Source organism: Nocardia sp. NBC_00511 (assembly GCF_045161165.1).
Classification (GTDB): Bacteria; Actinomycetota; Actinomycetes; order Mycobacteriales; family Mycobacteriaceae; genus Nocardia.
The window spans coordinates 33,074-59,176 of sequence record NZ_CP107849.1; the positions used below are offsets into that span (position 1 = coordinate 33,074).

The window sequence follows — 26,103 nt, forward strand, 5'->3', positions numbered from 1 at the left end:
CGATCACCAAGCACGCTTGGCAACTAGTTGGCGAATTTTGCCCGGTAGGCTGGTCGCGTGGCTACGGTCGTCGTTCTGCTCATCGTCATGGTTGTCGTGCTGCTCGCGGTGGTCGTGGTGAACCGCGCGCAACGCTCGCGCTCCAACACTCAGCTCGCGGACGCGAAAGCCGATGCGCGCCGGGTGATCGAACGACTCGGCGGTCAGGTCTACAACCTGGTCGGCAGCGACGACGCGTCCAAGCAGGCCCTCGCCGACGCGGGTGAGCGCTTCAACGCCGCCGGATCCCAGATCGAACAGGCCACCACGCCCGCACAGGCCCGCCTCGCCAAAGAGACGGCGCTGGAAGGGCTCTACTACGTGAGCGCCGCCCGCACCGCCATGGGCCTGGACCCCGGGCCCGCCGTCCCCGAACTCGACGGCCAGCGCAGCGCCGGGCAGGTTACCGAGGACCGCAGCATCGACTACGAGGGTCGCAGCATCGAGGCGTCGCCGAACCCCTCGGCCACCACCCCCAACTACTACCCCGGCGGCCGCGTCGCGGGCCGCCCCGTCCCCGCCGGGTGGTACTCCGAACCCTGGTGGAAGCCCGCCCTCGTCGCCGGAGCCTGGGGCGTCGGCTCCGCACTACTGTTCAGCTCGCTGTTCAACGGCATGTCCGGTGTCGGCTACGACGCCGCCGCCTTCGAAAACGGTTACGGCGATGGCTATCAGGCCGGTCTCGACGCGGGTGCGGACCAGAACTTCGTCGACCAGAACGGCGGCTACGACCAGAACTACGACCAGGGCGGCGCCGACCCCGGTTTCGACCCGAACGCCAACCTCGGCGGCCAGGACTTCGGCGACTACGGCGATTTCGGCGGCATGGACGCCTTCGACGGCGACTTCTGAGCGCGCCTCCGATCGAAGAAGGCCAGAGTTCGATCAATGACCTGCTGGGGTTGCTCGGTAGCGGGGAAGTGGCCAGTTTCGAGAAGCGGAGAGATCTGGAGATCATCAGCGTACGAACCGAAGTCGCGCATGGCGGACATCGTGAACAGCGGGTCTCGGGTACCGGCGAGGACCAGGGTGGGGACTCGCAGGCGGGTGCGGCGGTAGTGGCCTTCCAGTAGGCGGGGGATCTCCCGGGTCATCAGGTGGCGGTAGTAGTGGACGGTGGCCTGTACTCGGGCCGGTTCGCGGAATTGTGCGAGGAAGATGGCGCGGTCTTCGGGGGCCATGGAGTCCGATCGCGAAGTCCATTGGCGGAGAGCCCAATCGGGTACCGGACCGGCGGCCAGGTGGGGGATGGTGTTGGCGGGGATGTGCCAGAGGCGGAGGCTGTCGGCCAGGACTCGGGGGGTGGGGCGCAGGAACGGGCTGACGGTGTTGATGGCTGTGTAGTTGCGCATGCGGGTCGGGATGCGCAGGGCCAGTAGGTATCCGACCAGGCCGCCCCAGTCGTGGCCGATCGCGCGGAAGGTGTCGATGCCGAGTTGGTCGAGCAGCGCCGTGATGTCGTCGGCCATGGTGTCGGGGCGGTAGCCGTCGGGCGGGGCGTCGGTCCAGCCGAGGCCGCGCAGGTCGGGGCAGATGACCGAATAGTGCTGGGACAGTGGGCCGATCACGTGACGCCACTGCCACCAGTGCTGAGGCCAGCCGTGCAGCAGGAGCAGTGGTTCACCCGCTCCGGCGAGGGCCACGTGGGTGCGCAACCCGCCGACGTCGAGGAAACGGTGTTCGACGCCGGCGAGGTGGGGCAGGGGGCGGTCGGTCACCGCGGGTCCCGGACGGCGGATTCGGCCAGGAAGCGGGTGATGGCGGCGGTCAGGACGGCGGGCTGGTCCTCGGGGGAGAAGGTGCGGGAGTTCGCGATCCATTCGATGCGGGCATCGGGGAAGTCGGCGGCCAGGCGTTCGGCGTAGCGCTCCGGGAAGAAGCGGTCACCCGCCGACCAGGCCAGCAGGACCGGGTTCTTGAAATCGGGGAAAGTCTTTGCGGCGGCGAGGGTTTGGCTGTTGTCGAGGCCGGTGATGACGCGGCGGACGTCCTCGCGGATGGCGCGATCGTTGACCGGCAGCGCGTAGGAGTCGCCGACGGCGGGATCGAGTTTGCCGGTGGCCAGCCAGCCGAAGGCGATGGGCAGGCGGCGGGCCGCGCGGATGCGCAGGCTCAGGGCCAGCATGGTCAGTGCGCCGGGCGTGCGGGCCATGGTGCCGACGAAGTTGAAGAACGGGGGCGGGAAGTTCTCGTAGGCGTCGCAGGAGGTCAGCACCAGGCGGGCGACCAGGTCGGGGCGGGCGGCGAGCACCAGCTGGCTGACGGCGCCGCCGCTGTCGTTGCCGACCAGGGTGACCGGGCCCAGATCTAGTCTCTCGATGGCCGAGATGACCAGTTTGGCCAGGCCGGGTGCGTCCAGCTCGGCGTCCGGCATCGGGACGGTGTGCGAACCGAGCGGCATATCGATTGCCACGCAGTGATATTCACGCGACAGCGGCGCGATCACCTTGCGCCACAGGTTGGCGTTGACCAGCAGGCCGTGCACGAAGACGACGGGATCGCCTGCGCCGCTTTCGAATACGACCAGTTTGCCCTGTGGGAGCGAGAGTTCGCGGCGGGTGCCGAGAGCCGGGTCGCGCCAGGCCGCGCGGGCTTGAAGGGTGTTGTTCGTCATCCGAGTGATCCCCCTTGGATCGGAGATTGCGAAGAGGTCTTCAAAGTAACAAACAGGCTGCCTGTTTTCAATACCGTCGCGATACGATCCGAGGAAAGAGCGGGAAAGGTGCAGATGAGCAGGCAAGCCGAACGATCCGAGTCGACCCGCGCGGCCCTGATCGCCGCCGCGCGCGAACTGTTCGCCGAACGCGGCTACGCCGCCGTCGGCACCCCCGAGATCGTCGAACGCGCGGGCAGCTCCCGCGGCGCGATGTACCACCAGTTCAAGGACAAGAAGGATCTCTTCCGCGCCGTCTACGAACAGGTTCAGCAGGAGATCCTGCAGGAGGTCGCTGACACCATGGCCGCCGAACCGCCCACCGACGCCATGGCCGTCCTCGAAGCCGGACTGCACAACTTCCTGCTGTCCTGCGTCGACACCGAACGCGTCCGCATCAGCCTCATCGACGCCCCGTCCGTCCTGGGCTGGCAGGAGTGGCGCGCGGTCGACGAGAAGTACGGGCTCGGCCTGGTCGTCGCCGGACTGCACAACGGCATCCAGTCCGGCGTGCTGCGCCCCGATCTCGACATCCGGCCGCTGGCCCTGATGATCCTCGCCACCCTCGGTGAAGCCGCCATGTTCATCGCCAACGCCGACGACCCCGAAGCCGCCCGGGCACAGACCGAACCCGTGGTGCTCGCCCTCGTCAACGGCCTGCGCACCCAGCCCGCCTGACGAAGCACCCACGAAACCGGCTGCCGGAAGCGAGAATCGAACCATGACGGATCTCGTGCTGACCGCGGAGCGCCGCGCGGAACTGGCCGCGCTACTCGGCGACCAGCACCGCCTGCGCACCGAATATCCCAAGGTCGCCGACTATCTCGACACCGCACCCCGGCTCCCCGGTACCGGCGACGAGCAGGCCGACGCCGCCTTCGACCTGCGGCTGGTGCACTACATGACTGGTGGCGCAACGGTTTCGGCGAATCCGTACTGGGATATCGTCGCGCCCTCGATCAGCGAGCAGGAGGGTCGCCGGGTGGTGAACGGCGGCCGTGACAACGGCAGCGCCCGGCTCGGATATGCCCAGACCATCCTGCAATCCGCCTACGCGTACGCGATTCCGTCACCGCAGACGGTCGCCTGGGTGGCCGAATTCTGCGCGGGCGGTCCAGTCGTGGAACTCGGTGCTGGACGCGGATATTGGGCTGCTCGACTAGCCGCGGCCGGACTCGCGGTCGACGCCTACGATGTCGAGCCTCCGGACGAGACGGCCAACCCCTCCTTCCCGAATTCTGCGGGCCAGCAGGATATTTGGTATCAGGTCGGCGGTATCGACGATCAGCGATCGTCGGAAAGTGATGACCGCGTCCTGTTCCTGTGCTGGCCGCCCGGCTGGGGAAACGCCATGGCATCGCAGGCTCTCGCCGATTTCGAACGCTCCGGCGGCACCCGCCTGATCTTCATCGGAGAACCCAAGGGCGGCAAGACCGGCGACGACGCCTTCTTCGACACGTTGGCTGCCTCTTGGGAACTGACGTCCCAGGACCCGGACTTCGTTTCCTGGTGGAATCTCGAGGACGTGGCGCAAGGTTGGTCGCGCCGCGGTGGCTCCACGAAGTGAAAGCGCTGTGCGCGTCCAGGGGTTCGTTCTGGGTGTTCACCAGTCCGGGGCTCGGATGGACGACGCATGGAATGGTTCGTCCTCCTCGTCGGTGACCGCCGTTCGCGCATCGGGCAGCGATCGTGATGGTGCGCTGGCCAGTACATCCCGGACAGCGTCGCGGACAGCACGTACTTCGCCGTTGCCGGTGATCGCGTCGATCTCGTCGTGAAGACTGTGCTGAGCGGCAGTGCGGGCCTCCTCGATGAGGCCGATGACTGTGGCGACGAGCGTGCTCGCGTCGGTGTCGATGGTGCCGGGCACTTGCCAGCGGTGCACGTGGCCATCGGCACTCACCTCGACGCTGATGGTGCCGTCTGGCGTCGCGGTGGTTACCGTACGGGTCGTTATGGCGAGCTGTAGGTGTTCCGCTTCGTCCGCGAATCGATCGAGCGCAACGCCTGTGAATCGGTCACCGATCGCATTCATGAGATTCAGCCCCCAGGTTGATTCCCTTGCCCAGCAGAGCCTTCCACCCACCGCATGAGCTGTCCAGTCCTGTCGGCGGGTGCCCGCGAGCCAGTGCGCGCGGTAGAGTGCTGCGGGAGTGCGCCGTTCATGATCAAGGCGAGGGGACAAGGGTCATGGTCGATCGGTTGGAAGTCGATCCGGAACGGGTTCGTGCGCTGGCATCGAGGTTCGGTGACCACGCGACGACGGTGCAGGGGATCAGCGGTCACGACTCGGCCGATCACCTTTCGGCTGGGCTGAGTGGTACTGCGGTCGCGCCCGCGTGCGCTGCGGCGGGCGGTGCCGCGACGGCCGCGCTGACCTCGATCTCGGATCGGTTCGGTTCGCTTCGTGGGCATACCAGTGCGGGCGCTGGCGCCTATGACGGCACTGAGGAAGAGTCTGCGGTCAGGTTGACGGCCACCACCGAGCAACTCGCCTGATGAGCACTCCCACGATCTCGCAGGTGCGCCAGTGGGATCCGGAGGTTCTGAACACCCAGGCCGCGGAGTGGGAACAGAAGGCCACGACACTCGGTGACACGATGGATGCCTCGGCCCGGGCCGTGGACAGTTCGCACCACTACTGGGTTGGTGCCGGTGGTGACACGATGCGCGATCGGCACGACGAGATCCATGGTGATGCGAGGGGCGTGCGAAAAGCGCTGGAGGACGGGGCAACCGCCGCCCATTCCGGTGCAACGGCCATCCAAACGGCGAAGAATACGCTGCTTACCCAGCTCGCCGCCGTCGAGAACGCGAAGTTTGTCGTCAGTGACACTGGTGAGGTCCGTATCGACCCGTCGGTATTGACCCAACTGGCGATCGGCAACCGGGTCGCAAATCAGGTCACCCTGGCAGGGCTGGAAGCCAAAGCCGCGCAATATCAGCAGACGATTCAGTCGGCTTTGGCCGCGTGCGGTGCAGCGGATGATTCCGCCGAGCAGGCGGTGAACGCGGCATTCGCCAATCTGCTCACCACCCAATTCACCCCGACCGGGGACGAGGCGGCCGGACTGACTGGCGAAGACGGCAAACGTGATGCGCAATTGGTCGCCTCGGGACAGGCCGGAAACGACGATCTGGTGCGGATCGGCAACAAACTCGCCGGCATTCAGCCCGGGCAAGTCAGCGACGAGGAGATGGACTACCTCAGCCGTTTCTACAACACACTCGGTGGCCAGGGCGTGCTGGGCATGTCCGATCGGCTGACCATCTTGTCGCTCGATCCGAACGCGGTACGGGCGGAGACCGGGCTGGCGAATGGTCTGTATCTGCTGTCGGATCATGACAACGGCACCGGATCCCACCAGGGCGGTTACGACAAGATCCCGACAGATCTACAAGCGATGATCGGTCTGGGATCCCAAACGCCCTCGTACACAAACCCTTTGGGCTCACCGGTCGCGAACCTTCAGAATCTGTCCGATCTGCAGCGCCTCGGCAACCTGGTCGACAAAGCCGACCCGAAGATCAAGCCCGGCACTCAGATGGGCATCGAGATGGACCGTGTCGCCGCTCGTCTGGCCCTGAGCGTCGACTCCGGGATGGGGGTGCCGCCCAGTTTCAATGCCGAGAACACCATGCGGGAGTTCCTGGCCGGCGGCGAACGCAACACCGACTCCTCCTATCACGTGCTCACCGGCACCAATGCCGACAACACCCTGGCGACCTGGAACCGCGACACGGTGGTCATGCCGTTGCTGCAGCACCAATGGCAAGACCACGGCACCCAATTGGGCAAGATGTTCGACTGGATCGGCCAGGATGCGGGTTCCCCCGACCTCGACATCGCGACCCGGTCCGCGCGCGCGGCCAGCGGGCTCACCGAGATCCTGTCGGCCCCCGGCAACTACGACAGCCTCATGCAACACCTTGGGCCGCACCACGACTCCACCCTCGGCGCAGTGAACCCGGTTGCCGCACAATCGATCTCCACGGCCCTCGCTCCCTACGCGGCAGGCCTGGCAGGAGTGCCGGAGGTCGTCACGGGAACACATGGATTCCAATCCTTCGGTCCGGTCGAGGCGGTGCGCGTGTTCTCACTTCTCGACACCGACCCCACCGCCGGCGGCATCATGAACGGCACCGCCATGGCCCAGGCGCAGCTGATGGACAAGCTGTTCGCCGCCCAAGATGCCTCTGGTCTCGGCGGGAATACCGATCTCGGTATCTATTCCGAACATCTGCGCTGGCTGACTCAGAACGGTCTCACCACCGAAGCGGCAGTGCGCAACCTCGACGCTGCCCAAGCCGCCGCTCTGGCCAACCAGCAAGATGCGGTCGCCTGGAAGGTGAAATCCGAGATCGTCAATGGAGCGATCGCAGTCGGGGCCACTGTCGTACCTGGCGGAAAAGAGGCCGCGTTGGTTGTCACCCCGGCCGCGAAGATCATGGAAGCCATACTCGAGCATCGGGTCGACACCCTGCACAATCCGGCAATCATCATCCCTGACCAGACCGTCGGCCCACACACCAACCTGATTCAGTCGGGCACCGACCATGAACGCATGTACTCGATGATGCAGGGACTCATCGAGACCGGCAGCCTCAACCCGAAAGCCCTGCCCTCGGAATATCTTGACGGCGATGGCAAGACACGTCCGTACGTCGATGTCGCCAACGACGTAGACACCAGTGGAAACAGATTGAATCGGTTCGGTCCGTTGGAGGGAATCCTCACCGGCGCAGGGGTGAAGGACACCGATCTCACTCGCTACCTCAGCCAGGCGACGGGCGCGGAGATACACCAGGATCCGTCGATACATCCGCCCGGTATCAACCCATCCGACGCCACCAAAGGCATCATGCTCGGCACCCTGTCCCCGAACGGCAATGACGAATGGACACAGTGACCCGCCACCGATTCGCATGGGCTGCCGCAGTATCGATCGCGGTGGCCGTATCCGCCTGCGGCACAACCACACCGAATGCTCCGGTGAAAGCACCCGTCGACTCGGGTGGGTACCAGCCTCCACCGGGAATCCGCGACGCGACGATGGTCTGGTCCGCTGAGCCCGGTATCGACCTGCTTGGCCGAGACGGCAGGCTTGCCCGTGCCGCAGTCGAAGCCGGCATCGTTGCGAATCTGGAGGGGCCGAGCAGCACCTATCTCGGATTCACCGAAGCGATCGATCGCGACACGGCGCAGACCGAGAACGAGGTTTTCACCGCTCAGGGTCCGCACACTGTGTTCGGCACCGCGCAGCAGCGGATAGTGTCGGTCAAGGACGCTGATAGTGGATTTGCCGTCCAGATCTGTACCGGTGGTAGGGGTTTCGCGATAAAGCAGCAGGACGGCAGCTTCCTTCGGTTGCGTCCCGCGCCCGCTGTACAAGAACTCGAATTCCGTCCCGTGCCACCTCGGTCCCAAGTTCAGGGCAGTGACTGGCAGCCACACCGTGACGCGCCATCGACATCCGCCGCTGCGCCACAGTCGCCCGCTCAGTGGTCAGCGCCCGCCACAAACGTGTTCACCGGGTGGGCAATTCAGGTGAGTCGGGAATCGCGTTTCGAATCCGATCAGGCCTGCGATGCCTGGGTACATACCGTTGACGCGGGCGCGCCCGCGGCGGGCGGCAGAGATGTCAGCGAACCCATCGCCACAGCGCCTGCGGCGCTTCCCGCCTATCCGGGTTGGTAGACCGCGCATTTGTGCGAATCATGGATGACGGTGTGGACCAATCCGAGTCGAGCGTCAGTGGGCGTTCGTGGAGCTGACGCTCGACTCGAGACCCGGACTTCGTTTCCTGGTGGAATCTCGAGGACGTGGCGCAAGGTTGGTCGCGTCGGGCTCGGTAGTCGCTCGACGGCATTGCTACCGGTCGGTTCCCAAATAGTGCCGTGACCTCGACAGATGTTCTCGCTCAGGTGAATTGAGCGTGCCACACTTGAGCGAGGCAATGCCGCACAGCGCCGACCATCCGCCGGGTGGGCGGTGGGAAGACGTCTCGTGATCGCGGACGGTATGGGTTCGCCAGGACAGCAGTGTGGGACGCGCGGTCAGCCGACTTGGTCGGAGAACTCGCTCGGGCCATGGGATTCGAGGTGGGCCGCCGCATGCTCAAATGGACGAGGGCGAATCTGGACGTTCCCGGTGTCGGAAACATCGGGGCATCGAATACGCAATATCAGCAACTGTTGACGGCGCTGGACCTCTACGGGGTCTCCAGCAAGGCCGATCCGGACGATCCGGGGCTGGTGCCGGTGCTTCGACAGGTGCGCGAGCGGGCTCAGCAACAGCTCACGCAGCACCCGGGCGAAGAGCGGAATGCCGCTGTGACACAGGTGCGCAACGACGCGCACACCGAGACCGGTCGGGTACTGCTGGCGAACGTGAATCGGGCCGACCGCGCCATGACAGCCGACCCGAGCTTTCAACACGCCGACGCGGTGCTGCTCGCGGCCGACGCCTACCTGCGGGAATTCGCGGGGTCCGGTGACGCGGCGAGCGTCGTGGCGATCCGCGATCTGATCATCCACCACAAGATGACCCACGCGATGCTCCTCAACGACGGCAGCACCGTGGAATGCAACCTGGTCGCCGACAAGTGGTACTACAACAAGCCGAGAATGGCCGTCCCGGCGGACATCAACTGTGGCCTGTGCACCGCGGCCGCCGTAATCACCGCTGTCACCGGCAGTTTCGTCACCACAGCCGACGTGGTCCGCAGGATCTACCCGGCCGCACCACTGGTCGACGCGGCGCGGACGGGCCTCGCGGGCCGCGACTACGCCACCGTCTATCAGCACCCGGAATCGTTCGTGAGCTTCGGCCGCAACCTCCAGGGCGGCAGCAACATGGCCGATCTCGCGAAGACCGTGACTGTGAATGCCAAAGCGGCCGACGGCATCAAGGCCGTGGCGCAACAGTTCGGGGTGACCGAACAGGGCACCCAATCCACCGCCCTGCCCTTCGCGGATGCGGTGCAAGCGATGCTGCAACCGAAGTACGACGGCTGCGTCTTCGCGGTCCTCGTCGTGTCGGCCGGCCACTGGAACTTCGCGCGCCGCACACCCGACGGCCTGGTCTTCGTCGACTACCAGACGGACCGACCCGACAAACAGGGTCCACAAATCGGCACCAACCCGCAAATGGGTGTGAAAGCCACTGCCGCCCAACGAGATCTGGGCGACCAGCAGACCGTCACTTTCCTCGCCTTCAGCCGGTAGCAGCCGACGGGGTATCCACGGTCAGTGCGGTGGATTCGCACAAACGCTCGGCCACCAACGAATTCGTGGACTCCGAGCAAGCCCTGCGCGCCGACGCTGATCCGTCAGCGCACACGGGCTCGGACTATTCCCCGGTTGGAGCCGCCCGGAAGAGAACGCCGTAGTCATGCGCCGTCGGCAACGGGTGGTTCTCGATCGCCACAGCGGGATCGTCGATCAACGGGTTCGACCAGACCGGCGTGTGCCGGAGATGTTCCAGATCTTCGCTCATGCTTTCGATCATGCCTGATCGGCCGCCGTAACGTGGCAGGGCACGCCAGATCCGACATAACGGGCCTAGTTCGCAAGTGCTCTGTATCGGCCGACCGCGAGTGGAAGGAAGAACGCGGTGAGGGCTGCGGGCCAGGCCATCGCCAGGAGAATCGCATGCTGTGCGGCCCAGGCCTGGTCGTTCCATGTCGGGTTTCCGAACAGGTCGCGGATTGCGGTGGCGGTGGCGGACAACGGGTTCCAGGAAGCGATCGCTCCGAGCCAGCCCGGCATGGTGTCGGGGGAGACGAAGGCGCTGGACAGAAACCCGACCGGCCAGACCAGCACCTGGACGGCGACCGCGGACTCGGGTGTCTTCAGGAGCAGTCCGAGGGAGATGCCGACCCAGGTGAACGACAGTCGTAGCCACAGCAGCAGCCCGATCGCGGCCAGTGTCCGGCCCAGCCCCTGTTCTGGTCGCCAGCCAACGAGGAGACCGGTCGCGATCATGGCCGCCAACCCGACGAGGGCGTTGAGCATGTCGGCGGCGCTGCGCCCGGCGAGGACGGACGGGGTGCCTACCGGCATCGCCCGGATCCGTTCGGTGACACCTCGGGCCGCGTCGGTGGTGACCGCCAGCACCATCGCCTCGAGGCCGAAGAGCATGGTCATGGCGAGCATTCCGGGAATGAGGAAATCCAGGTAATCGCCGTCCGGGACGGCCATCGCGCCGCCGAACAGGTATCCGAACATCAGCACCATCAGGACCGGGAAGAGCAACCCGAGTACGAGCGACACCGGGCGTCTGCGCCAGTGCCGCAGGATCCGCCCGGTCAGGACGGCGGAATCGGTGAATGATGTTGTGCGTGAGCGGGTTCGGTCTGCGCTGGTCATGCGGATGCTGCCTCCTGGCTGGTGATGGTTCGGGCCGATCGCCCGGTGAGGTGCAGGAAGACCTCGTCGAGGGACGGCTTGCGGGTCACCGTTTCGACGCGGTCCGGTCCGACTTTCGCCTTGAGTTCGTCCGGAGTGCCCTCGGCCACGACCCGGCCGGCGTCGATGACCGCGATCCGGTCCGCCAATTGGTCTGCCTCTTCGAGGTATTGGGTGGTGAGCAGCACGGTGGTACCACCCCCGACCAGTGATCGGATGGCCTGCCACACCTCGATCCGTGCTCGTGGGTCCAGCCCGGTCGTGGGTTCGTCGAGGAACAGCACCGGCGGGGTCAGGATGAGGCTGGCCGCGAGGTCGAGGCGCCGTCGCATGCCGCCGGAGTATCCGGCGACCGAGCGGTCGGCGGCTTCGGTGAGTCCGAACTGGTCGAGCAGTTCGGCCGCACGGGCGCGGGCCTGTCCGGCCGACAGGTGGTACAGCCGGCCGAACAGAACCAGGTTCTCCCGCCCGCTCAGCACCTCGTCCAGCGAGGCGTCCTGTCCGACCAGACCGATGCGATAGCGCACCGCGCTGAGGTCGCGCACCGCGTCGTGTCCGGCGACAACCGCTGTCCCGGAATCCGGGCGCAGCAATGTGGTCAGGATGCGCACCGCCGTGGTCTTACCCGCGCCGTTCGGGCCGAGCAGGGCGCAGACGCTGCCCGCCGGAACCTTCAGATCGAAGCCGTCGAGTGCGGCTTTCTCCCCGTACCGCTTGGTCAAAGCTGTCGCTTCGATCGCTACTTCCCCATCTTCTCCGTATGGCATACGGAAAAGCGTATCAGATTTATCCGTATGGCGTACGGAGAAGCATCGTTATGCTGGTCCGATGGCCTCCGAGACCACGGCACCGCTCGATCCCGCCCGTACGATCTCGCTGCTGTGGGGTACGCGCAAACTGCCGAAGCGCGGCCCGCGCCACGCCCTGGACTCCACCCAGGTCGTGATCGCGGCGATCGCCATAGCCGACGCCGACCGGGACATCGCGCCGCTGTCGATGCGGCGCGTGGCCGAGCGGCTCGGCGTGGGAACCATGTCGCTCTACACCTACGTCGCCTCCCGTGACGAGCTGGTCGAGGCGATGCTCGACACCATCTACGCCGACGTCGTGCGGGCGTTGCGAGAACAAACGCCGACCAGTTGGCGTGACGGGCTGCACGTGGTCGCGGACCTGAATTGGCGGATGTACCAACAACATCCATGGGCGCTGCAGGTGTTCACCGGCCGCCCGGCGCTCGGACCCAATGCCATCGCGAAATACGATCTCGAGCTTTCGGTCATCGACGGCATCGGCCTCGACGACGTGCAGATGGACGCCGTCCTCACGCTCGTGCACACACACGTCGAAGGCGTCGCCCGGCGCCGCGTCGACGCCGAGCAAGCCGTGCGGCGGACCGGAATCACCGACCAACAATGGTGGGCAGCCGCGGGCCCGGCCCTATCCGAAGTCCTCGATCCCGAACAGTTTCCGGTCGCCGACCGAGTCGGCCGAGCCGCCGGTGAAGAACACCAAGCCGCGCAGAATCCCGAGCACGCCTATGTATTCGGCCTGGACCGCCTCCTCGCCGGGGTGGCGGCTTTGCTCGCCACCTGAGCAGGCACACCCGTTAAATCGCTATCGGACAGCCCAGTGAAGAACATCCGACGTTCCGATACGGCCAGTCGACCTTTCGCTCTTCGCGCTGGTCTCCTCGGTCAGCACGGTATGCGGCCAGAATAGTGCGTTCACCTGACGCGACCTGGCTGGCAGATGCGGTGCGCAGGTCCGTGCGCCGGTCGTTCAGGTTTCGGGGCACCACCGGCCGACAGTGCCCCGAAAAATAGGGGCAAATGATTTGAAATACAAATGCTTCGCAATCGGTAGCCTCGGGGACCTCTACACAACCTAGTTGGGGGAATACGTTGTCCAAGTTCGACACTCGAACGATGATTCGCGGATCAGTGGCCGCCGCCGTGCTTTTCACCGGACTGGCCGCAGCCAAGGGGGCAGCCGTCGCCACATCGACCACCCTCGGGCCCGCTGCGCCGATCGCAACCACAACCCAGCCCGCGACCGGGTCGTCGGCTACCGGGTCGCGGTTGGGGGCCGGGTCAAGCAGCCTCCTCGACCCGTGCCCCGCGGGGATGTGGCATCTCAGTTTCCTCAGCCCCTGCACCGACATCGTCGCGCACGGATAGTTGAGATTTCCGCTGGAATTCGGCTTCCGATCCTTTTCTTCGTCACCGCAACCTCCCGCAGCGAGTTCTCCTGAGGGAGGCCGACATTCCCGAGAATCGATTCCCGGAAATCGCCTGCAGTTGAGCTCCGGAACGCAAGCACGCGGCACCGCGCCGCGAACACCCCGACGAGGACCCCACGGTGGATTACACATGTATCTTCCTGTTCGCGTTCACAGCATATTGTGTCGCTCTGGCCGTCGAATGGGTGTCCTGGCGTCGGGTCTCGGACACCGAGCGGGGCAACGGATTCCATGGTCGCGACACCGTGAACAGTCTGGTGATCGGGATTGTGAGCAAGGCGACCAGACCACTGGAAGCATTGCTCGTCCCGTTCTCGTTCACCCTCGTCGCGGCGGCCTGGACACCGATCCACCTGCCCGCCGACCGGTGGTGGACCTGGGCCATCGGATTCGCGGCCACCGATTTCTGCTACTACTGGGGACATCGCGCCGATCACCGGGTGCGCCTGTTGTGGACCGCGCACAGCGTGCACCATTCCAGCGAGCAGTTCAACCTGTCCACCGCGCTGCGGATGCCGGCGCTGATGCCGTTCGCGGTCTTCCTCGACAACGCCACCTTGGCGCCCGCCGCGCTAGCGGGGATCCCGCCGTCGGTCATTCTGTTCTGGCAGACCGTGACCCTGCTCTTCCAGTGGCCACTACACACCCGACGCATCGACATGCTCCCGGCACCGATCGAATACCTGTTCAACACCCCGTCACATCACCGCGTGCACCACGGCTCGAACAACCCGTACCTGGACAAGAACTATGGTGGCGTCCTGATCGTCTGGGACCGCGTATTCGGCAGCTACGCACACGAATCGGACCCCGTCGTCTACGGACTGACCAGGAACATCGGAACTTTCAACCCGGCCACTACGAACTTCCACGAATTCCTCGCCATGCTCACCGACATCGGCCGAGCACACGGCACGCGCGCGGTGTTGCGCGCGGTCTTCGGCCCGCCCACCGCGCCGATCAGGTCCGCAATCACCACACACACGTAGTGACGAACACAGTTCGACCAGCGCCCACAGCAAGGTCCCGCACGGCCGACCCGGCAACACCATCGACGAGGCCCTGACCGGACTGCTGGACCGATTACCTCAAGTACTGATGATGCTCGGGTTCCGGTAGTTTCGCCCCGAATTCCAGTGGCGGCCATTCCCCATGGCGAATCCGCAATGTCGCAACAAACCGTACCGGCCGACCAATGCCCCAGCCTGACACCAGATCCCTTGAGTCTGCACCACATTCGGCAGTTGCGGACGTTCCCGGGACGACGAACGCCCCGAGATGATCTCGGGGCGTTGATCTTCAGCTAGGCCGCGTGGCCGTTTCGAATCGCGCGGGATGCGGCAATGGCGTGCAGTCCCGCGATACGTCGCGTTCACGCGCCGACTGGCAGAATCCCGCACTCCTGCTTTGAAATTCGCGAAATAGGACACTTGGCCAGTGGATATTGCGGGATTCTGTCAGTCGCACGGAACTCGGCATGTGCGGATGGTTGATGTCATGTGGCTGAGGCCATGTAGGCAGCGAGGATGTAGTTCGGGTGCCAGTCGAGGTTGGTTCGAGCCCGGTCGTAGCGCATGGTGGTGCGTGGGTCTGCGTGGCGCGCGGCGATCTGGACATCGCGTAGGTCCACACCGGCGTCGAGCATGGTGGTGACGAAGGTGTGGCGCAGCATGTGCGGGTGCAGTTTCGGCAGCCGCACCACCGACCGCTCGGCCAGCCGGAGCACGAGGTCGTCACCGGCGAAGGTGACATCGAGGTCGGGTGAGGGAGCCATCATTCACGATGCCGCGACCCTGGCGAACCGCCCGAGCAGACGCGCGGGTCGCCGCGATACGTCGCGTTCACGCGCCGACTGGCAGAATCCCGCACTCCTGCTTTGAAATTCGCGAACCAGGACACTTGGCTAGTGGATATTGCGGGATTCTGCCAGTCGCACGGAACTCGGCTACTCAGACACCACGACGGCACCGATATACCCTGGGGCCGTTGATCGCTAGTTGGGTGAGGTCTGGTGCCTCGGGCGACCGCGCGGCATGCGGTGTGGGTTCGGGTGGTCGTCGTGGGCGTTGCGATGACCGGCCGTTTTTGATGTCAATTGCGGCGCACTGAAGTCGACGTCGACCACTGCGCTTCGTGACGTTCATCGACCCACTGCCCCAACTGGTCGGTCAGAGTTGGGTGTGCCCGGAGCCGGCGATGATGATCAGCGGCATCAGCAGGGTGCCGAGAATGTTGTTTCCGGTGCATTGGGCCGAGGCGGTGGAGCTGCCGGTCGGCTGGCTGCCGCAGTTCTGCACCAACATGGACTTGGTCGACGAGCCCTGCGTGGCGGTGAGGTTGTAGATGCCTTCGGGAAGCTTTGAGCGATAGACGGTCTGGATGGTTCCGGTGCCGGCGGTGGATCCGGCTTGCGGGGTGAAGGTGCCGACGTTCTGCCCGTTCAAGGTGACTGTGACAGGCGTCAGGGCATCCGCGCCGCTGGTGGCCACGTAGATCGTGCAGGTATTGCCTGCACCCTCACATCCGCCGATGCCGGTCTCGATCTGCATCAGATTCACATTGTCGACCGTGGCCGACGCCGATGCCGCCGCGACGACCGGAATCGCCAGCATGGCCACCGTGGCGGCGGCCCAATTCATATGCCTCATCTGTACTTTCCCGTTGGAGTGGTCGTGTCGGCACCTGAGTGCCGCTCCGACGGTAACCGCGTGGCGAGGCCCGCGCGTGCAAATTGAAAAGCCCATACTTCAATTAACCCCTGCGGTTCGGCGCACGCGTAACAGTGGCTGCTTCATGCAGCCGACGAGCGACCGGACGCCGGGAGTGGCCTGGGTGGAGTCGGCTCTGGGCACGGTGCCGCCGAAGGGCCGGAGGTCGCGGCGGGGGCGTAGGTGTCAGCTGCGAAATACGCTGTCGCGTATCAAGGTTCGCGAGCGGTCAGGCTGCGAACTCTCCGTCGCGCGCACCGGAGATGAATGCGGCCCACTCGGCAGCTGTGTATGTCAGGCAAACGCCTGTCGCGGAGCGGAGGCGTACCTCACCGGACTCGGCCTCGCGCTGAATGATCGGTACTCCGGCGGCAACGGTGGTCCCGCCCAGGGCGAGACTCAGGAACGCTGGCCAGAGCTTCACGTTCATCGTGATCAGAGGTTGTGCGGCCGGGTTGTTGGCGGGGTCGCGAAGGAACTTGCTGTCGCGGATGAGCGCTCGGTCGTTCTCGAATGCGACTTCGACGCATTCGCCGCCGTTGGTTCCGCTGTAGCTGGACTTTCGCCATACGGCGGCAGTGTTGTTCACCTTGGTCGCTCCGAACTCACGCTTCCAGGTTGGCAAGTCGTTCCGCGATGACTTCTGCAGACTCGGAAGGTGAGAGTGCCGCAGCACGGATACGGTCGGCCATCATCTTATACAAGCGCACCTGATCCTTGTCCTGCACGTAGAGGGCCCCTGCCGCGAACTCCAAATAACCTATGCTCTGGGCTGATTGGAAGTCGAGGAGCATGAACTCGTCGTCCAGGCCATCGTGCACGGCGACACGAACAGGCATGATTCGCAGTTCGAGGTTGTCCAGTCGCATCAGTTCCAGCAGATGCTCGAGCTGTTCCCGCATCACTGCCGGGCCGCCCACCAACCGGTCCAACACGGTCTCCTCGAGGACCGCGACCATGTGCAAGGGGCTCGCGTCTTCGGTCAAACGCTGCCGTGCCATCCGGCTTCGAACCAGTTGCGGGACATCCATCAACGCGATTTGCAGGCCACCCTCCAGGAGCGCGGTGGCGTAGCCTTCCGTCTGCAGTTGACCGGGGATCACCTTGGCGCGGTATACGAACTGCCCGGCAGCCAGCCCTTCCAGGCCCATGAAGGTTCGGAACCAGTCCGGAAGCACATCTGAGAAGGCAGCCCACCACGTCGCCCGATCAGCTTGACCGGCAAGGGATGCGATGCGGTCGACATGCTCGACATCAGCCCCGTACGCGCGCAGCAACGCGGTCGTCTCGTCCGGCTTCTGTTGTGTCTTACCGGTTTCCAGATAGTTGATCTTCGGTTGGTTGCAGCCGAGGACCCTGGCGGCGTCGGCCTGGGTCATTCCGGCCTCTTCTCGCGAAACCCGCAGATCGTGACCGATCAAGAACCGCAGTGCCGCAGGATCGGAACGATGGTCCGGCACCTTCGCCTCCCACTGTGGCTGGATGAGTTGACAAATACATCCTACGTCGATGGTGATGACCACCCAATCTAGGCCATGTATTGAATCGTGTATATATACGGAATAGCATTGCAGAGGTTCGGATGCCCCGGTTCGCGTGACTCGGACGAGTCCCGGCCTCGGGGCGACAGTGCAGACTTGGTTCTCCAATTTTCGGCAGCCCGCTTCAACCGCATACGGCACGAGGTGACTCCGATGGACCTGTTTCCCGCCAGAAATCGACTGCTGGCCGCTTGCTGGGGCGGCGCGGGTGAGAACCATCCGCTACTGGAGTGGGCCGGTGAGTTGTCCGGAATTCATCAGCGGCGGCTGTCGAGGCCGGACCAGGTCGCCGATGCCGAGGTCGAGCGGCGGAGGGTTGCGGCGATTCGGGAGATCGACTCCTGGGTGGCTCGGCAGCTGCCTCGGTCGCTTGGATGTGCCCGGTTGCACACCGAAACCGTTGGCATGGTGATAGATCGGCTGGCGCAGCTGAGTGCTTGCGCCTTCGTGGAACTGAGCGGTGCAGGGATCGGGCTCTGTGAGACCTGGGAACGGTTGGCGGAGTTGGCGATCGGCTATGAGGACCTCAAAGACGAATTGACCTGTGGGCGGCGGCGATTGCCTTGTGCGCCTGGGGAAATCAGGAGGGTGTGATGACCATGGTGATAGTGACATTCCTGGTCGGCCTGGGTATGGGTGTGCTGATCATGTGGGTGTTGTTGAACCACAGGACTATTGACTCGAACCATCAGCTTGGCGCCGCCGCGCAGCAGGATTGCTGGACGGTGCGAAGTATCGCCGCACGGATCGAGCGCGAACGTGTCGAGTTGCGGCGTGCGGCTCGCATTGCGACGCCGATCGGTTACTGACGAACGCACGTCGGTCGAGCGATCAGCAGCTCGCCACCACTGACGCCGCTCCCGACAACGTTCGGCAGGCTGCGACAGCATCAATCCAGACCTCGACCGGGAGCGCTCATGTTCGAGCCCGCTGTCACCCACATGTTCGTCCACGCGGACGGAGTGCTCGCCGAATCTCTTTGCCAGGTCGAACTACTCGGCCTCACCGCGCGTCGCGCCGAGCAACTCCGTCTGCTCCATCGCGGCCATGAGCCCGACGCGTGTGCGGTACTGGCTGCATCGATCCTCGCGGCTCCCTGACCCTCGACTGATCGGGGATGGACCTGATACAGTACGGAACGTGTCGTTTCGTAATGAGTCCGCTGCTGATGTGGCCGCTGAAGTGCGTACCGGGCGACCTCGCGATCGAATACGTGAGGGCGAGATTCTGGTGTGCGTGTTGGAGTTGGTCGGCGAGGTTGGCTATGACGCGTTGACGTTCGAGGCGGTCGCGCGTCGGGCTCGGGCATCGAAGGCCACGCTGTATCGGCGTTGGGAAACCAAGCGCGACATGGTGGTTGCCGCGGTTAAGGCTGGTCCTGCATCCGGTGGGTCCGGTGAGCCGGTGGATACCGGGTCGCTGCGGGGGGACTTGGTCGCGCTGTGTGAGCGGCTCGATACCACTATGCGGTCGGCTGACTCGACGATGAGTTTGATGCTGCTGCAAGCGGGTTTGGAAGACCCCGATCTGTGTCGTCATATCGAAGAGGTGACCGGGCCGACGGGGGCCAAACTGCCGGCATCGGTGATGGCCGCGGCCATCGACCGGGGCGAGCTACCAGCCGGTGCGCAAGCGTTCCCCTACGAGGAGATCACCGGGTCGGTGTTGTTGCTGCGCAGGATGAATGGGCTTCCCGCAGGGCCTGAGTACCTGGCGCACCTGGTGGACACCATTCTGATTCCGGCCTTGCGGGCGAGTGTGGGCTCTGAACCGCCGCTGTCGGCGATCTTCTCGTGACGGCACATTTCTCTCGACTCGAACCAATGAAAGGTGCGCCGATGACGGGCACGACGATCGACGGCTTCGAATATCGAAGGCTCGCAGGGGAAGACGGAGTTCAGCTGAATGTCGCCATCGGCGGCTCGGGTGAGCCCATCGTCCTGTTGCACGGTTTCCCGCAGACTCACCTCATGTGGCGGCACGTCGCCGGTGAACTCGCCGGGCAGTACACGGTGATCGTGCCGGACCTGCGTGGCTACGGGGAGAGTGACAAACCCGAGGAAACGACGCCGGACACGTACTCGAAGCGGACCATGGCGCGCGACATCGTCGCCGTCGTGCGCGCAGTCGGATACGAACAGTTCAGCCTGATCGGTCATGACCGTGGCGCGCTGGTCGGGGTTCGGGCAGCGCTCGACCACCCGGAGACGATCACTCACCTGGGGATCCTCGATGTCCTGCCGACCATGGATACCTGGGACGTGCTGCACGGTGTCGATGCGGCGGTCGCCTGGCACATGTACCTGATGGCACAGCCGAAAGGGTTGCCCGAGCGGATGATCGGAGCAGTCGCCGACGACTTCTTCAGCTCGTTCCTCGACGCCTGGGACCCCAGCGGAACCACATTCCCGCCACACGTACGCCGGCACTACATCGAAAGTTCCACGCGCGCAGTACCATCCATCGTCGCCGACTACCGGGCCACCGCCGGTATCGACCTCGAGATGGACCGGGTCGACCGGAAAGCCGGTGCTCAGTTGGCCATGCCCGTGGGCGTGATCTCGCAGGATTGGGGGGCGCGCCTCGGATTCGACTCCTCTGCCCTATGGCGGAAATGGGCTCCGAACGCCACCTATCAGTCGATCGATGCGGGGCACTTCATGGCAGAAGAAAAGCCCGTGGATATCGCGGCCTTCATCCGTGAATTGGTTCAACGTACGCCCGTGCAGGTCGGCAGCTAACGGCACTCGTCGGACTTCAACGCCATCCGGAATACGAACGCGCCGTAGCGATCTCGCGGGTAGGACACGTCGCAGACCATCAGCACGCGCTCTTCGGTGGACAGGAACCTCTGGTGGACGGCTTTGACCAGATCTCCTGCCGTGGTGCCCAGCCAGGCCGCATGCGCCGGTGAGGGGAGGCGGTCGGCGATGGTCTCCTCCAGGAACGCCGCGTCGCTGGTGTCGCGGACATTCAAGGGCTGGTAGGAATCCGAGATCGAGATGGGGCGGCCGTCTTCGCTGGCTCGGGTGACGACGTGGATGATCGGCTTGCCGGGGGAGATGCCGAGCAGGGCTGCCAGGTCGTCGGTGGCGGAGAGGCGTTCGGAGTCGCGGTCGACTCGGATTTCTCGGTCGGACTCGTTGGCGAAGGTGGTTTCCGGAGTTTCCAGTTGGCGTTCGGGGGCCAGTCGGACCAGGTCGGGGCGGTCTGCCACGAAGGTTCCCCGTCGTTCGACAGTGCGCACCAGGCCCTGGCTCAGCAGCAGTTTGACGGCCTGGCGGACCACGATCTGGGAAACGCCTTGGCGTTCGGCGACCTCGGCCAGGCTCGGGAGTTGGGTGCCCGGGGGTAGCGCGCCGGTGTGGATCTGTCTCGCGTAGTCGCCTGCGATCGAGACATAGGCAGGTTCCGCCATCGGCTCGTTCCCTTCGAATCACGTTGTCGCTCTTGTGAAACTCGCTGTCAGTATACGCAGTTGCGTATCCGCAGAACATGCGTATACGCAACTGTGTATACTCTCGCATCATCGTCGCTTCCAGTGCTGGGAAGGATCGCCATGAGGTTCCGGCCGACCGCAGTCGGATATCTACGCAGCGACATCAGCGGGGTGAGGCTGGCCTGGGACGAGGAGCGAATTCGCAGCCACGCCAGGCGGCTCGGGTACGACTTCGCGAAGGTCGTGGTCGTCGACGGTCGCTCGAGCCCACAACCGGTGGCGGGTCTGAAGGCCACCATCGTCCGACTCGAGGCCGAGGCGGTCGTGGTCCCCAGCATCAGGCACTTCGAAGGCGGCGCCGTCCCCGGCGACCTCGTCAACCTCGTCGACGTGATCACCCTCGAACCGGAGGAGACCTTCGTCCGCTGGGCGAACCCGCCGTCCCAGGCCGAGAACCGGTAGTGGCACAACCGATTTGGATAGACATCCTACTTGCGATACGCGGCGGCTGATTGGATGAATCCCAGGTTCCATACCGAGCTTGGTATGCTGACTGGTATGAGCAAGCAGATCACCATCCGACTCCCGGATGAGCTAGTCGACTTCGTGGATGCCGAGGTAGCTGCCCAGCATTGCGCCAGCCGTGCCGCCCTGGTCGCAGCCGCTCTCGAGCACTACCGCGAACGCGCAATCGGTGAAGCAATCGTTGCCGGATACGCCTCGGTCCCCGACGGCGAGGACGAAGACCTGGACGAATTTCTGTCCGCTGCGAACAAGTCCGTATGGGGTGATGAGTGAGGCCGATTCACATTGCCGAGTTGGGCACAAAGCCCCGGCCGGTGCTCGTGCTCACCCGCGAGGTCGCACGGCCTGTGTTGAACACGGTCACCGTCGCTCCGATCACCAGCACCATCCGCGATATACCCACCGAGGTTCGGCTCGACTCGAGCAATGGGCTGGACCACGACTGCGTGGTGCTGCTGGACAAGGTCACCACCATCCCGGCCGATGCGCTCGGCCGCCGCGTCGGTTATTTGCACCCGGCGCAGGAGCCGTACCTGACTGATGCGATTCACGCCGCGTTCGAACTGAAGTAGATCAATCGATCGCTAGCTGCCGCCGTCGGCCCAGTTGTCGCCGTGTTCGTGGCGGAGGTGTTCGGCGAGGATGGCGGCTTGGGAGCGGCGGGCCAGGCCCAGTTTGCCCAGGAGGGCGGAGACGTAGTTGCGGACCGTTTTTTCCGACAGGTAGACCTTGGCGGCGATTTCCTTGTTGCTCAGGCCGTGGCCGATGTGCAGCAGGATTTGGCGTTCGCGTTCGGTGAGGTCGACGTCGGCGAGGGGGTTCACGGGGGTGCGGCGTTGCAGGCGTTCGGTGACCTCGGCGGCGGTGCGGGGGTCGATCAGCGATTCGCCCGCGGCTACGCGGCGGATGGCGGTGATCAGCTGGGGGCCGCGGAGTTGTTTGAGGACATAGCCTTTCGCGCCCGCCAGGACCGCGCCGAGTAGGGCCTCGTCGTCGGAGAACGAGGTGAGCATGAGGACGTTGAGGTCCGGCATCTCCGAGATGAGGTCGCGGCAGACGCTGATGCCGTCGCCGTCCTCGAGGCGGACGTCGAGGACCGCCACGTCGGGGCGGACGGCGGGAACCCGGCGCAGCGCCTCCGCGGCGGTGCCCGCCTCGCCGGTCACGACGATGTCGCCCTCGGCTTCCAGCAGATCCTGCAGACCGCGGCGGACGATCTCGTGATCGTCGAGCAGGAAGACCCGGATCTTGCCTGAGTTGTCCATCGCTTCATCCTCGCAGGTGGTCGCGGCGGAACCGGTGAGGCGAGCGCGGCGGGTGACGGGCCGAAACCTGCACAGCTCAGTACGCCACCAGGCCGTGGGCCCGGAATTCGTTTCGTGCCCGTTCGACCTGTTCAGCGTTCGGTGGCGGGGTATCGGCGAGCACGAAACGACGATTGAGCGCCTCCCACTTGGACTGGCCGAGCGTGTGGAAGGGCAGGACATCCACCCGCTCCACATTGCCCAGGCCGCCCGCGAACTTCGCCACCGCGCCGACTTCTTCCGGCGCGTCGGTGATCCCGGGCACCAGCACGTAGCGGACCCACACCTTCTTGTTCAGTTCGGCGAGACGTTCGGCGAACTCCAGCGTCGGCCGCAGTTCACGGGAGGTCAGGCGGCGGTAGGTCTCGGGCTGCCCGGCCTTGATGTCCAGCAGGACCAGGTCCGTGGCCGCAAGCAGCTCATCGGACGCCAGTCGCCCCAGGTAGCCGGACGTATCCAGCGCTGTGGACAGGCCGAGACCTTGGAACCCTCGCAGCAGTGAGGTCGCAAACTGTGGCTGCTGCAACGGTTCCCCGCCGCTGATGGTTGCGCCGCCGCCCGAAGCGCGGATGAACGGCACGTATTTGGCCGCCTCCGTGAGCACGTCGTCCGCGCTCATCGGAGATCCGTTGCTGCGCAACCAAGTATCGGGATTCTGGCAGTAGAGACAGCGGAGCGGGCAGCCGCTGAGGAACGTGACGAACCGGGTGCCCGGCCCGTCCACCCCGGTGGAGATGTCCCAGGAGTGGACGGAACCGGTGAGCGGAGCGCCGACGCCGATACTCGGCTGCATCAGGACCGGTGCGGACATGACATTCAACCTTTCTCGAACTGGAGCGGGTAGGTCAGAGGCTGGCGTGGAAGGTGCGGTTGATGACGTCGAGCTGCTGCTCGCGAGTCAGTCGCACGAAGTTCACGGCGTAACCCGAGACGCGAATCGTCAACTGCGGGTAGTTCTCCGGATGATCCATCGCGTCGGTGAGCGTCTCCTGATTCAGGACGTTCACGTTCATGTGGAAACCGGTCGTCGCGATGTAGCCGTCCATGACACCCACCAGATTGGTGATGCGCTCCTCGGCCTCACGGCCCAGACCCTGCGGCGTCACCGTGGTGGTCAGCGAAATGCCGTCCGTCGCATGCTCGTAGGGCAGCTTCGCCACCGACATGGCCGAGGCCACGATGCCGTGGGTGTCGCGTCCGTTCATCGGGTTCGCACCCGGCGAGAACGGTTCGCCCGCCCGGCGGCCGTCGGGAGTGTTGCCGGTCTTCTTGCCGTACACCACATTCGAGGTGATGGTCAGCACCGACTGGGTGTGCTCGGCATTGCGGTAGGTCGGGTACTTGCGGATCTTCTGCATGAACCGCATCACCAGATCCGCGGCGATGGAGTCGACCCGATCGTCGTTGTTGCCGTAGGTCGGGAACTCGCCCTGGATGTCGTAATCGGTGACCAGGCCGGTCTCGTCGCGCAGAGTGCGCACCTTCGCGTACTTGATCGCCGAGAGCGCGTCCGCCGCGACCGCCAGACCCGCGATACCGCAGGCCATGGTGCGCCGGACCTCGGTGTCGTGCAACGCCATCTCGATACGCTCGTAGGCGTACTTGTCGTGCATGTAGTGAATGACGTTGAGCGCGTGCACATAGGTGCTCGCCAGCCAGTCCATCAGCTTGTCCATGGCGGCGTCGACCTCGTCGTAGTCGAGCAGGTCGCCGGTGATCGGCTCGAAGCCGCGCGCCACCACCTGACCGGACTTCTCGTCACGCCCGCCGTTGATGGCGTACAGCAGCGTCTTGGCGAGATTGACTCGCGCGCCGAAGAACTGCATCTGCTTGCCGACCTCCATGGCCGACACACAGCAGGCGATCGCGGTGTCGTCGCCGAAACGCGGCCGCATCAGCTCATCCGACTCGTACTGGATGGAGCTGGTGTCGATCGACACCTTCGCGCAGAAACGCTTGAAGCCGTTGGGAAGTCGCGGCGACCAGAACACGGTGAGGTTCGGCTCCGGGGCCGGGCCCAAGTTGTAGAGGGTCTGCAGGTAGCGGAAGCTGGTGCGGGTCACCAGCGGACGACCGTCCACCCCGATGCCGCCGATCGACTCGGTCACCCAGGTCGGGTCACCGGAGAACAGCTCGTCGTACTCGGGAGTCCGCAGGAAGCGCACGATGCGCAGCTTGATCACGAAGTCGTCCACCAGTTCCTGGGCGTGCTCCTCGGTGATCCGGCCCTCGGCCAGATCCCGCTCCAGGTAGATGTCGACGAAATTCGAGGTGCGGCCCAGCGACATGGCCGCGCCGTTCTGCTCCTTCACCGCGGCCAGGTACGCGAAGTACAGCCACTGGATGGCCTCCTGCGCGGTGGTGGCGGGACCGGAGAGGTCGTAGCCGTAGCTCGCGGCCATCGTCTTCAGCTCGTCCAGCGCGCGGATCTGCTCGCTGACTTCCTCACGGCGACGGATGGTTTCGTCATCGGCCCACAGCTCGTCGAGGGCCTGCTTGTCGGCCATCTTGGCGGCGATCAGCCGGTCCACACCGTAGAGCGCGACCCGGCGGTAATCGCCGATGATGCGGCCGCGGCCGTAGGCGTCCGGCAGACCGGTCACGATGCCGGCCTTGCGGGCCGCGCGGATGTCGGCGGTGTAGGCGTCGAACACGCCCGCGTTGTGGGTCTTGCGGTACTTGGTGAAGATCTCGGTGACCTGCGGGTCCTCCTCGACACCGTAGGCCTGCAGGCTGGTCTGCACCATGCGGTAGCCGCCGTAGGGCATGATCGCCCGCTTCAGCGGCGCGTCGGTCTGCAAACCGACGATGTACTCGTTGTCCTCGTCGATGTATCCGGGGGCGTGCGCGGTGATGGTCGACGGGGTGTGCTGATCCACGTCGTAGATGCCGCGTTCGCGCTCGGCCGGGAACATCGCGCTGAGCTTGTCCCAGATGCCCAGGGTGCGGGCGGTGGGTCCGCTCAGGAAGCTGCCGTCACCCTCGTAGGGGAGGTAGTTCTGCTGAATGAAATCGCGCACGTCGATGGCGTCATGCCACAGGCCGCCCTTGAATCCGGTCCAGGCCTCGGTACGCGATTCGGTTCCGATCATCGTCATTGTGTGACTCCTGTTCAGCCGAATGGTCGACTCCTATGCTCGTCCCGCGCGACACCCCAACCCAGAGACAAATGTCCCCAGATGGTCGACTCCTATGCTCGTCCCGCGCGACACCCCAACCCAGAGACAAATGTCCCCAGGTTGCCGG

The 26,103-nt window shown here is 64.9% G+C and carries 31 protein-coding genes; 17 read left to right on the forward strand and 14 right to left on the reverse strand.

Annotated features, from left to right (window positions below; all coding sequences use genetic code 11):
- The first annotated feature begins 87 nt into the window (after positions 1 to 87).
- On the forward strand, positions 88 to 891 hold the full coding sequence (locus OG300_RS00200) for a DUF1542 domain-containing protein (RefSeq protein ID WP_405498862.1): 804 nt from the start codon (positions 88 to 90) through the stop codon (positions 889 to 891).
- Here OG300_RS00200 and OG300_RS00205 read toward each other — a convergent pair.
- Positions 846 to 1,757, reverse strand: a complete 912-nt coding sequence (locus OG300_RS00205) for an alpha/beta fold hydrolase (protein WP_405490839.1) — start codon at positions 1,755 to 1,757, stop codon at positions 846 to 848. The two genes, OG300_RS00200 and OG300_RS00205, sit on opposite strands and share 46 nt — an antisense overlap.
- The gene (locus tag OG300_RS00210; protein ID WP_405490841.1) at positions 1,754 to 2,653 is read right to left on the reverse strand and encodes an alpha/beta fold hydrolase; all 900 of its coding nucleotides are present in this window, start codon (positions 2,651 to 2,653) and stop codon (positions 1,754 to 1,756) included. The genes OG300_RS00205 and OG300_RS00210 overlap by 4 nt, the downstream gene beginning before the upstream one ends.
- A 114-nt stretch (positions 2,654 to 2,767) precedes the next feature.
- Here OG300_RS00210 and OG300_RS00215 point away from each other — a divergent pair, with 114 nt between their 5' ends.
- Together OG300_RS00215 and OG300_RS00220 are read left to right on the forward strand one after the other, a co-directional pair.
- The gene (locus OG300_RS00215) at positions 2,768 to 3,370 is read left to right on the forward strand and encodes a TetR/AcrR family transcriptional regulator (protein ID WP_405490843.1); all 603 of its coding nucleotides are present in this window, start codon (positions 2,768 to 2,770) and stop codon (positions 3,368 to 3,370) included.
- A 43-nt stretch (positions 3,371 to 3,413) separates the two neighbouring features.
- Positions 3,414 to 4,259: a hypothetical protein gene (locus tag OG300_RS00220; protein WP_405490845.1), complete on the forward strand. Its 846-nt coding sequence runs from the start codon at positions 3,414 to 3,416 to the stop codon at positions 4,257 to 4,259.
- Between the two features lie 36 nt (positions 4,260 to 4,295).
- On the opposite strand, the gene OG300_RS00225 is transcribed toward OG300_RS00220, so the two are convergent.
- Complete coding sequence (locus tag OG300_RS00225; protein WP_405490847.1) at positions 4,296 to 4,727, reverse strand: hypothetical protein; 432 nt, start codon at positions 4,725 to 4,727, stop codon at positions 4,296 to 4,298.
- Between the two features lie 167 nt (positions 4,728 to 4,894).
- Between OG300_RS00225 and OG300_RS00230 the strand changes: the two genes are divergently transcribed.
- The 4 genes from OG300_RS00230 (at position 4,895) to OG300_RS00245 (ending at position 9,919) form a co-directional block, all read left to right on the forward strand.
- The gene (locus OG300_RS00230) at positions 4,895 to 5,191 is read left to right on the forward strand and encodes a type VII secretion target (protein ID WP_405490849.1); all 297 of its coding nucleotides are present in this window, start codon (positions 4,895 to 4,897) and stop codon (positions 5,189 to 5,191) included.
- Entirely contained in the window at positions 5,191 to 7,602 is a 2,412-nt protein-coding gene (locus OG300_RS00235) for a WXG100 family type VII secretion target (protein WP_405490851.1), read from the forward strand. The genes OG300_RS00230 and OG300_RS00235 overlap by 1 nt, the downstream gene beginning before the upstream one ends.
- An 83-nt stretch (positions 7,603 to 7,685) precedes the next feature.
- The gene (locus OG300_RS00240) at positions 7,686 to 8,390 is read left to right on the forward strand and encodes a hypothetical protein (protein WP_405490853.1); all 705 of its coding nucleotides are present in this window, start codon (positions 7,686 to 7,688) and stop codon (positions 8,388 to 8,390) included.
- A 392-nt stretch (positions 8,391 to 8,782) separates the two neighbouring features.
- Positions 8,783 to 9,919: a hypothetical protein gene (locus OG300_RS00245; protein WP_405490855.1), complete on the forward strand. Its 1,137-nt coding sequence runs from the start codon at positions 8,783 to 8,785 to the stop codon at positions 9,917 to 9,919.
- A 124-nt stretch (positions 9,920 to 10,043) separates the two neighbouring features.
- On the opposite strand, the gene OG300_RS00250 is transcribed toward OG300_RS00245, so the two are convergent.
- The 3 genes from OG300_RS00250 to OG300_RS00260 all read right to left on the reverse strand — a co-directional run bounded on the left by OG300_RS00250 (position 10,044) and on the right by OG300_RS00260 (position 11,868).
- The gene (locus OG300_RS00250; protein WP_405490857.1) at positions 10,044 to 10,190 is read right to left on the reverse strand and encodes a hypothetical protein; all 147 of its coding nucleotides are present in this window, start codon (positions 10,188 to 10,190) and stop codon (positions 10,044 to 10,046) included.
- Positions 10,191 to 10,255: 65 nt separating this feature from the next.
- Positions 10,256 to 11,062, reverse strand: a complete 807-nt coding sequence (locus OG300_RS00255; RefSeq protein ID WP_405490859.1) for an ABC transporter permease — start codon at positions 11,060 to 11,062, stop codon at positions 10,256 to 10,258.
- A complete protein-coding gene (locus OG300_RS00260) occupies positions 11,059 to 11,868 on the reverse strand; it encodes an ABC transporter ATP-binding protein (RefSeq protein ID WP_405490861.1) in 810 nt (269 codons plus the stop codon). Before OG300_RS00260 ends, OG300_RS00255 begins: the two co-directional genes overlap by 4 nt.
- A 61-nt stretch (positions 11,869 to 11,929) precedes the next feature.
- Between OG300_RS00260 and OG300_RS00265 the strand changes: the two genes are divergently transcribed.
- Together OG300_RS00265 and OG300_RS00270 are read left to right on the forward strand one after the other, a co-directional pair.
- On the forward strand, positions 11,930 to 12,694 hold the full coding sequence (locus OG300_RS00265) for a TetR/AcrR family transcriptional regulator (RefSeq protein ID WP_405490863.1): 765 nt from the start codon (positions 11,930 to 11,932) through the stop codon (positions 12,692 to 12,694).
- Positions 12,695 to 13,459: 765 nt separating this feature from the next.
- A complete protein-coding gene (locus OG300_RS00270; protein ID WP_405490865.1) occupies positions 13,460 to 14,329 on the forward strand; it encodes a sterol desaturase family protein in 870 nt (289 codons plus the stop codon).
- 506 nt (positions 14,330 to 14,835) lie between these two features.
- Here the strand turns inward: OG300_RS00270 and OG300_RS00275 are convergent.
- From OG300_RS00275 to OG300_RS00290, 4 genes are all read right to left on the reverse strand, one after another.
- Positions 14,836 to 15,117 (reverse strand): tyrosine-type recombinase/integrase, encoded by a 282-nt coding sequence (locus tag OG300_RS00275; RefSeq protein ID WP_405490867.1) that lies wholly within the window; start codon positions 15,115 to 15,117, stop codon positions 14,836 to 14,838.
- A gap of 391 nt (positions 15,118 to 15,508) precedes the next feature.
- Entirely contained in the window at positions 15,509 to 15,952 is a 444-nt protein-coding gene (locus OG300_RS00280) for a hypothetical protein (protein ID WP_405490869.1), read from the reverse strand.
- A gap of 325 nt (positions 15,953 to 16,277) precedes the next feature.
- Complete coding sequence (locus tag OG300_RS00285) at positions 16,278 to 16,637, reverse strand: DUF397 domain-containing protein (RefSeq protein WP_405490871.1); 360 nt, start codon at positions 16,635 to 16,637, stop codon at positions 16,278 to 16,280.
- A 16-nt stretch (positions 16,638 to 16,653) separates the two neighbouring features.
- Positions 16,654 to 17,571, reverse strand: coding sequence for a helix-turn-helix domain-containing protein (locus OG300_RS00290; protein ID WP_405490873.1), 918 nt, complete (start codon positions 17,569 to 17,571; stop codon positions 16,654 to 16,656).
- Positions 17,572 to 17,742: 171 nt separating this feature from the next.
- Between OG300_RS00290 and OG300_RS00295 the strand changes: the two genes are divergently transcribed.
- The 5 genes from OG300_RS00295 (at position 17,743) to OG300_RS00315 (ending at position 20,330) form a co-directional block, all read left to right on the forward strand.
- The gene (locus OG300_RS00295) at positions 17,743 to 18,183 is read left to right on the forward strand and encodes a DUF4254 domain-containing protein (RefSeq protein ID WP_405490875.1); all 441 of its coding nucleotides are present in this window, start codon (positions 17,743 to 17,745) and stop codon (positions 18,181 to 18,183) included.
- Positions 18,183 to 18,398 (forward strand): hypothetical protein, encoded by a 216-nt coding sequence (locus OG300_RS00300; protein ID WP_405490877.1) that lies wholly within the window; start codon positions 18,183 to 18,185, stop codon positions 18,396 to 18,398. The genes OG300_RS00295 and OG300_RS00300 overlap by 1 nt, the downstream gene beginning before the upstream one ends.
- A 108-nt stretch (positions 18,399 to 18,506) precedes the next feature.
- Positions 18,507 to 18,689: a hypothetical protein gene (locus tag OG300_RS00305; RefSeq protein WP_405490879.1), complete on the forward strand. Its 183-nt coding sequence runs from the start codon at positions 18,507 to 18,509 to the stop codon at positions 18,687 to 18,689.
- Positions 18,690 to 18,729: 40 nt separating this feature from the next.
- Positions 18,730 to 19,386 (forward strand): TetR/AcrR family transcriptional regulator, encoded by a 657-nt coding sequence (locus OG300_RS00310; protein WP_405490881.1) that lies wholly within the window; start codon positions 18,730 to 18,732, stop codon positions 19,384 to 19,386.
- A gap of 41 nt (positions 19,387 to 19,427) precedes the next feature.
- A complete protein-coding gene (locus tag OG300_RS00315) occupies positions 19,428 to 20,330 on the forward strand; it encodes an alpha/beta fold hydrolase (protein ID WP_405490883.1) in 903 nt (300 codons plus the stop codon).
- Here OG300_RS00315 and OG300_RS00320 read toward each other — a convergent pair.
- Positions 20,327 to 21,007 (reverse strand): GntR family transcriptional regulator, encoded by a 681-nt coding sequence (locus OG300_RS00320; protein ID WP_405490885.1) that lies wholly within the window; start codon positions 21,005 to 21,007, stop codon positions 20,327 to 20,329. The two genes, OG300_RS00315 and OG300_RS00320, sit on opposite strands and share 4 nt — an antisense overlap.
- A 141-nt stretch (positions 21,008 to 21,148) precedes the next feature.
- Between OG300_RS00320 and OG300_RS00325 the strand changes: the two genes are divergently transcribed.
- From OG300_RS00325 to OG300_RS00335, 3 genes are all read left to right on the forward strand, one after another.
- The gene (locus tag OG300_RS00325; RefSeq protein WP_405490887.1) at positions 21,149 to 21,490 is read left to right on the forward strand and encodes a hypothetical protein; all 342 of its coding nucleotides are present in this window, start codon (positions 21,149 to 21,151) and stop codon (positions 21,488 to 21,490) included.
- A 96-nt stretch (positions 21,491 to 21,586) separates the two neighbouring features.
- A complete protein-coding gene (locus tag OG300_RS00330; protein WP_405490889.1) occupies positions 21,587 to 21,826 on the forward strand; it encodes a YlcI/YnfO family protein in 240 nt (79 codons plus the stop codon).
- A complete protein-coding gene (locus OG300_RS00335; protein WP_405490891.1) occupies positions 21,823 to 22,125 on the forward strand; it encodes a type II toxin-antitoxin system PemK/MazF family toxin in 303 nt (100 codons plus the stop codon). Before OG300_RS00330 ends, OG300_RS00335 begins: the two co-directional genes overlap by 4 nt.
- Positions 22,126 to 22,137: 12 nt before the next feature.
- Here the strand turns inward: OG300_RS00335 and OG300_RS00340 are convergent, their stop codons facing one another.
- The 3 genes from OG300_RS00340 to pflB form a co-directional block, all read right to left on the reverse strand.
- A complete protein-coding gene (locus tag OG300_RS00340) occupies positions 22,138 to 22,818 on the reverse strand; it encodes a response regulator (RefSeq protein ID WP_405490893.1) in 681 nt (226 codons plus the stop codon).
- Between the two features lie 76 nt (positions 22,819 to 22,894).
- Positions 22,895 to 23,668, reverse strand: coding sequence for a pyruvate formate-lyase-activating protein (gene pflA / locus OG300_RS00345; protein WP_405490895.1), 774 nt, complete (start codon positions 23,666 to 23,668; stop codon positions 22,895 to 22,897).
- 34 nt (positions 23,669 to 23,702) lie between these two features.
- Entirely contained in the window at positions 23,703 to 25,955 is a 2,253-nt protein-coding gene (pflB, locus tag OG300_RS00350) for a formate C-acetyltransferase (RefSeq protein ID WP_405490897.1), read from the reverse strand.
- Between the last annotated feature and the right edge of the window lie 148 nt (positions 25,956 to 26,103).

What these genes read in the sequence shown, in the direction of transcription:
- OG300_RS00200 (WP_405498862.1), top strand. Translation starts at nt 88, where the DNA reads ATGGTTGTCGTGCTGCTCGCGGTGGTCGTGGTGAACCGCGCGCAACGC.
- OG300_RS00210 (WP_405490841.1), bottom strand. Translation starts at nt 2,653, where the DNA reads ATGACGAACAACACCCTTCAAGCCCGCGCGGCCTGGCGCGACCCGGCT.
- OG300_RS00215 (WP_405490843.1), top strand. Translation starts at nt 2,768, where the DNA reads ATGAGCAGGCAAGCCGAACGATCCGAGTCGACCCGCGCGGCCCTGATC.
- OG300_RS00220 (WP_405490845.1), top strand. Translation starts at nt 3,414, where the DNA reads ATGACGGATCTCGTGCTGACCGCGGAGCGCCGCGCGGAACTGGCCGCG.
- OG300_RS00225 (WP_405490847.1), bottom strand. Translation starts at nt 4,727, where the DNA reads ATGAATGCGATCGGTGACCGATTCACAGGCGTTGCGCTCGATCGATTC.
- OG300_RS00235 (WP_405490851.1), top strand. Translation starts at nt 5,191, where the DNA reads ATGAGCACTCCCACGATCTCGCAGGTGCGCCAGTGGGATCCGGAGGTT.
- OG300_RS00245 (WP_405490855.1), top strand. Translation starts at nt 8,783, where the DNA reads ATGGGATTCGAGGTGGGCCGCCGCATGCTCAAATGGACGAGGGCGAAT.
- OG300_RS00250 (WP_405490857.1), bottom strand. Translation starts at nt 10,190, where the DNA reads ATGAGCGAAGATCTGGAACATCTCCGGCACACGCCGGTCTGGTCGAAC.
- OG300_RS00255 (WP_405490859.1), bottom strand. Translation starts at nt 11,062, where the DNA reads ATGACCAGCGCAGACCGAACCCGCTCACGCACAACATCATTCACCGAT.
- OG300_RS00260 (WP_405490861.1), bottom strand. Translation starts at nt 11,868, where the DNA reads ATGCCATACGGAGAAGATGGGGAAGTAGCGATCGAAGCGACAGCTTTG.
- OG300_RS00265 (WP_405490863.1), top strand. Translation starts at nt 11,930, where the DNA reads ATGGCCTCCGAGACCACGGCACCGCTCGATCCCGCCCGTACGATCTCG.
- OG300_RS00275 (WP_405490867.1), bottom strand. Translation starts at nt 15,117, where the DNA reads ATGATGGCTCCCTCACCCGACCTCGATGTCACCTTCGCCGGTGACGAC.
- OG300_RS00280 (WP_405490869.1), bottom strand. Translation starts at nt 15,952, where the DNA reads ATGCTGGCGATTCCGGTCGTCGCGGCGGCATCGGCGTCGGCCACGGTC.
- OG300_RS00295 (WP_405490875.1), top strand. Translation starts at nt 17,743, where the DNA reads ATGGACCTGTTTCCCGCCAGAAATCGACTGCTGGCCGCTTGCTGGGGC.
- OG300_RS00300 (WP_405490877.1), top strand. Translation starts at nt 18,183, where the DNA reads ATGACCATGGTGATAGTGACATTCCTGGTCGGCCTGGGTATGGGTGTG.
- OG300_RS00305 (WP_405490879.1), top strand. Translation starts at nt 18,507, where the DNA reads ATGTTCGAGCCCGCTGTCACCCACATGTTCGTCCACGCGGACGGAGTG.
- OG300_RS00315 (WP_405490883.1), top strand. Translation starts at nt 19,428, where the DNA reads ATGACGGGCACGACGATCGACGGCTTCGAATATCGAAGGCTCGCAGGG.
- OG300_RS00320 (WP_405490885.1), bottom strand. Translation starts at nt 21,007, where the DNA reads ATGGCGGAACCTGCCTATGTCTCGATCGCAGGCGACTACGCGAGACAG.
- OG300_RS00325 (WP_405490887.1), top strand. Translation starts at nt 21,149, where the DNA reads ATGAGGTTCCGGCCGACCGCAGTCGGATATCTACGCAGCGACATCAGC.
- OG300_RS00330 (WP_405490889.1), top strand. Translation starts at nt 21,587, where the DNA reads ATGAGCAAGCAGATCACCATCCGACTCCCGGATGAGCTAGTCGACTTC.
- OG300_RS00340 (WP_405490893.1), bottom strand. Translation starts at nt 22,818, where the DNA reads ATGGACAACTCAGGCAAGATCCGGGTCTTCCTGCTCGACGATCACGAG.
- pflA (WP_405490895.1), bottom strand. Translation starts at nt 23,668, where the DNA reads ATGTCCGCACCGGTCCTGATGCAGCCGAGTATCGGCGTCGGCGCTCCG.
- pflB (WP_405490897.1), bottom strand. Translation starts at nt 25,955, where the DNA reads ATGACGATGATCGGAACCGAATCGCGTACCGAGGCCTGGACCGGATTC.